The sequence below is a fragment of the Actinomadura sp. HBU206391 genome, assembly GCF_014323665.1.
Lineage (GTDB): Bacteria > Actinomycetota > Actinomycetes > Streptosporangiales > Streptosporangiaceae > Actinomadura_C.
This window is the reverse complement of sequence record NZ_JABVEB010000348.1, coordinates 1-4727: the sequence shown is the minus strand read 5'-3', so window position 1 is coordinate 4727 and position 4727 is coordinate 1. Positions and strand designations below refer to the sequence as shown.

At 73.2% G+C, this 4727-nt stretch carries 6 protein-coding genes; all 6 read right to left on the bottom strand.

The window, feature by feature from the left end:
* On the bottom strand, positions 1-609 hold a 609-nt coding region (locus HKK72_RS36050), incomplete at its 3' end, for a GntR family transcriptional regulator (protein WP_187238878.1).
* Positions 610-731: 122 nt separating this feature from the next.
* Complete coding sequence (locus HKK72_RS36045; protein WP_187238877.1) at positions 732-1409, bottom strand: HAD family hydrolase; 678 nt, start codon at positions 1407-1409, stop codon at positions 732-734.
* Positions 1406-2368, bottom strand: a complete 963-nt coding sequence (locus HKK72_RS36040) for a phosphotriesterase (RefSeq protein ID WP_187238876.1) — start codon at positions 2366-2368, stop codon at positions 1406-1408. The genes HKK72_RS36045 and HKK72_RS36040 overlap by 4 nt, the downstream gene beginning before the upstream one ends.
* On the bottom strand, positions 2365-3339 hold the full coding sequence (locus HKK72_RS36035) for a shikimate dehydrogenase family protein (protein WP_222721583.1): 975 nt from the start codon (positions 3337-3339) through the stop codon (positions 2365-2367). The genes HKK72_RS36040 and HKK72_RS36035 overlap by 4 nt, the downstream gene beginning before the upstream one ends.
* Positions 3336-4040: a bifunctional 4-hydroxy-2-oxoglutarate aldolase/2-dehydro-3-deoxy-phosphogluconate aldolase gene (locus HKK72_RS36030; RefSeq protein WP_222721582.1), complete on the bottom strand. Its 705-nt coding sequence runs from the start codon at positions 4038-4040 to the stop codon at positions 3336-3338. The genes HKK72_RS36035 and HKK72_RS36030 overlap by 4 nt, the downstream gene beginning before the upstream one ends.
* Positions 4037-4727: 2-hydroxyacid dehydrogenase (locus HKK72_RS36025; protein WP_315987620.1), on the bottom strand; the 691-nt coding region annotated here is incomplete at its 5' end. The genes HKK72_RS36025 and HKK72_RS36030, both read right to left, overlap by 4 nt.

The window sequence follows — 4727 nt, the reverse complement described above, 5'->3', positions numbered from 1 at the left end:
CCCCAGGCTGCGGGCGAGCGACGGGCTCGCGGCCGCGGCCTCCACCGACCGCCGCCCGCGCACGAGCCGCACGCCGTACTTGTTCTCGAGCAGCGCGTAGAGCGACTGATCGGTCAGGTCCTCATGAATGAGTCCGGGTGCGAGGTCGGCCGGCACGTGGGTGAGGGTGAGCACCCAGGGCTCCTCGTCGACGTACCGCAGCCGCTCGACCACGGTCACCGGCGTTCCCGGTTCGAGGTCGAGGTCGGCCGCGATCTGGGCGTCGGCGGGGACCACCGCGAGCTTGCGGACATCGCTGCGCAGATGCCCGCCGCGCGCCGCCACGTCCTCGTACAGGCCGGTGAGCGACTGGACGAGTCCCTCCGCGGTCTTGGGCTTGGCGAAGAAGGTGCCCCGGCCCTTGATCCGCTCGATGACGCCCTCGGCCTCGAGTTCGGCCAGCGCCTGGCGTACCACCGTACGAGAGATGCCGTACCGGACACAGAGCTCGTGGTCACCGGGCAGCCGGTCACCCGGCCGGCAGTCCTGCCGCTCCATCTCCGCGAGAAGGATCAGCTTGAGCTGGTGATAGAAGGGCAGTGGTGAGGCCCGATCGATACTTGACTGCATGTCATTAGAGGATAACAAGCAGCGCCGGGCTTGTCCCGCCTGAACCGGGCCGGACACGGGTTGTTCACCCGCCCCATGGGGACGACCCATGTGCGAAGTTCGGACCAGGCCGCCCGAGTGCCTCAGGAGCGCGTCGGCAGTAGCAGCGCGCCCGCATGGCGAAGGTCGGCGACCGTCGAGAGCACCCCGTTCAGCCGGGGCCGGCCCACCGCGGCGACTCCGACGACCCGGCACCCGGCCCGGAGCGCCGCCATGACCCCGGCGGGCGAATCCTCGAACACCAGGGCGGTGGACGGATCCACCCCGAGGCGGCGTGCCGCCTCCCGGTAGACGTCCGGCGCCGGCTTCGGCGCCGCCACCTCGTCCGCCGCCACCACGGCGCTGAGCGGCCCCCTCAGCCCCAGGGCGGCCAGCACGCCGTCGAGGATGACGCGCGGGGTGTTCGAGGCGACCCCGACCGGGAGGTGTTCGGCGAGCCCCTGGACCAGTTCCACCGCTCCGGGCAACGGGCTGGCCCCGTCGCGCAGGATGGGTGTCGCCAGGGCGAGCAATTCACGTTCGAGCCGGTCAAGCGGTGGAGGGGCCTCCATCAGCTCCGCGAAAAGCGCGACCGAGGCGCGATTGGAGAGCCCGTGCGTCCGGTGCCGCAGTTCGTCGCTCCACGGCACGCCGTGCCGTTCGCAGAGCAGGCGTTCGGCCAGCCCCCACGCGTCGTCGGTGTCGGCGAGCACGCCGTCGCAGTCGAAGATCACAGCGTCGTACGGAGAGAGCGTGATGCCGTACGGGGGTGGCCCGGTCACCGGCGGCTCCAGGCGAGGAGCCGGGCCGGGTTGTCGACGAGCACGGCGCGCACCAGGTCGGCGCCGCCCTCGCGCTCCAGCCGGGGAATGAACCGCGTCGGGAGATAGGCGAGCCCGGGCATGCCGCCATAGGCCACGTACCTGGTCCGTCGCGCGACGTCGCCGCCCAGCAGCAGGCGGCCCGCACCGCCGAGCGCCGAGACGCGGAGGAGGCAGTCGAGCAGCGCCGAGTCCGGCCATTCGCGGGTGCGCGCCATGCCGTCGTAGCCCAGGTAGGCGCCGGTGGCGGCGAGTTCGGCGTGCAGACCCGGGTCGGGGTTGCGATCGATGTGGGCGAGCACCACCCGGTCGGCGGGCACCCCACCGGACGCCAGGATCTCGAGCACCTCCGCCGCCGCGCTGCCGTGTTCGAGGTGGACCATCACCGGTGCCCCGGTCGTCCGGTGCGCCGTGGCGACCGCGTCGAGGACGCCGCGCTCGAACCGGTTGATCGACCAGTAGCCGATGCCGGCCTTGAGCAGACCGGCTCGCACGGGCTCTCCCCGCGGGGAGCGTGCGGGAGCGGACTCGCCGGGGCCGTCCGTAGCCGGAGCGCCGTCCAAGAGATCCGCGACGAAACGCCCGGCCAGCGCGCTCGGATCGAGGCCGGTCAGCCAGTGGCCGGAGGGGTAGTGCGCCTCACGGTGCGCTCCCGTCGTCAGCACGATCCCCAGCCCGGTGCGCGCGCTGATCCGGGCCGTAGCGGCCGGATCGCGGCCGAGACCGGTGGGCGTGGCCTCGACCATCGCGTCGATACCCGCGGCACGCAGCAGCCGCGCCTCCTCGCCGCTGGGGCCCTCGTCGTCGAGTTCGTCGCCGGGCAATAGCGGCGTGACCTGGAACAGGTGCTCGTGGTAGTCGGTCCGGCCCAGCGTCTCAGGCTCGATGTCACCGAGCACGGTGCGGACCCGACCGGTCACCTGAGCTCCTGCGCCATCGCCGCCAGCCGCTCGACCGCCGGTGCGTCGAGGTCGAGGTGGAACACCTCGGCGATGACCTGGGTCCAGCCGTGGATGAAGTAGCGCCACCCGTCGATGACGGTCAGGTCGCGTTCCGCACGCTGGGCGAGGGCCTGCTGCAGGAAGTCGAGCCGCCCTCGGTAGTTGAGCTCCCAGACCAGGCCGTGCTCGGGGAAGCGCGCCCCGTCGGTCAGGGGCGATCCGGGCCGGTCCTTGCCGAGCCCGGTGGCGTTGACGACCAGGGTCCCCGGGGCCGCGGCCGCGACCAGGCGGTCGCCGTCACCTGCCGATTCCACCCGTTCGTAGCGGAAGACGCCGGGATCCAGCCCTCCGCCCACGTGCACGTCGCGCAGATGGGCGAGCCGCTCGGCGGAGACGTCGGTGCAGACGATCCGTCCGGGGCGGTCCGGCCGCCGGGCGAGGTACCAGGTGAGGGCGGTGCCGGCGCCGCCGGCACCCAGGCACACCACATCGGCGCCGGTGTGCCTGAAGTGGTCCGGCGGCAGGAACTCCTCCAAGGACAGTCCCGCGGTCACCGGGTCCTTGGCATGGCCGATCAGCCGTCCGCCGTCCTTCGAGATCGAGGAGATCTCGCCGCAGAGCCGGGCGAAGTCGTCGACCTCGTCGAACAGCTCCGCCGCAGCCTGGAACACACCGATCTTGTGGGTCGTCACGAGGGCGCCGAGATGCGCGGGGTCGTCGCGGATGGCGGCGACGAGCGTCCGGTAGTCGGCGTCGCTCGCATCGAGCGGCAGGTCGTGGCCGGCCAGCCGCCGGGTCGGCAGCCCCAGCGCCTGCGCCCACCGGGGGAACACCTTCATGATGGACGACCCCGCGGTGAGCACCCCGACGAACCCCATCTTCAGGTCCGTCTCGGGGCCGGTCTGCGGGTCGCTCTGCGCCCCGGTCTCGGCGGCGGTCCGTGGGCTCACGCCGCCCGCCACTGCCGCACCGCCTCGGCGAACCCGCGCGCCCGGTGCTCGATGTCGCCGTACCGGCCTGCGGCGAGGTCGGCCGTTGAGCACAGTTCCCCGCCCGCGCCGACGGCCACCGCGCCGGCGCTCAGCCACGTCCCGACGTTCTCCTCGTTGACGCCGCCCGTCGGTACGAACGGTACGGCCGGGAACGGCCCGCGCAGCGATCGCAGATAACCGGGGCCCCCGAGCGACGCGGGAAAGATCTTCACCGCGTGGGCGCCGAGGGCGGACACGCGCATGACCTCGCTCGGCGTGAGCGCGCCGAGAAGCAGCGTCACACCCGTGGCGAGCATGGCCCGGCCCAGCTCGTCGGTGCTGCCGGGACTCACCAGGAACCGCGCTCCGGCGTCGACGGCCTCGATCGCCTGCTCGGGAGTGGTCACGGTGCCGGCGCCGAGGAGGACGTCGTCGCCGTGCCGCCGGGCGATCTCGGCGATCACCGAGGGGGCGTCCGGGGTGCTGTAGGTGATCTCGATGCCGGTGACGCCGCCGGCCACGAGCGCCTCGACACCGCGCACTGCGCTGCTCGGGTCCGGCGCGCGCAGGACCGCCACGACGGCGGCGTCGGCCAATGCTTGGAGACGTGCTTGGAGATCACGTGCTTGGAGACCCGGCGCCCGGTAATCGGTTGCCTTGGGTTCGGGGGGCTGGGTCACTGTTCCTCCTGGACGCTGACGGGGTGAGCCGGTGCGGCTCCGCACAGCACCGCGAGCACGTCGGCCGTCGCGGCCGAGCCCATGCGGTCGACGGCCTCGACGGTCTGCGCGCCGATATGGGGGGTGATGACGACCCGCTGCGCGAGGTCATCGGCGAGCAGCGGGCTCTCGGCGGCGGTACCCTCCGAGGTCAGGGTGTCGGCGGCATAGCCCCCGAGCCGGCCGGAACGCAGCGCGGTCGCGACCGCAGCCTCGTCGACGAGATCGGCTCGCGCGGTGTTGACGACGACCAGGCCGGGCCTGGCGCGTTCCAGCCACGGCGCGTCCACGACGCGGGAGCCGCCGGGCGCGTGCAGTGAGACGGCGTCGCAGCGGGCCGCCAGCTCCTCGAGCGAGGCCGGCCGGACGCCCAGCGCCTCGGCGTCGTAGTGGCGCAGGTACGGGTCGTGGGCGAGGACCTCGGTGCCGAATCCGGCCAGCCGGCGGGCGACCGCCTGGCCGATCCGGCCGAAGCCGACGACGCCCAAGGTCAGCGACCCCAGCTCACGGCCGCGGCGTACGCTCCAATCGCCGGCGCGTACGCCCCGGTCCCCGGCCACGATGCCGCGCAGGGCCGCCAGCAGGAGGCCGATGGCGTGGTCGGCGACGGCGTCGCTGTTGGCCCCCGGTGTGTTCGTCACGGTCACC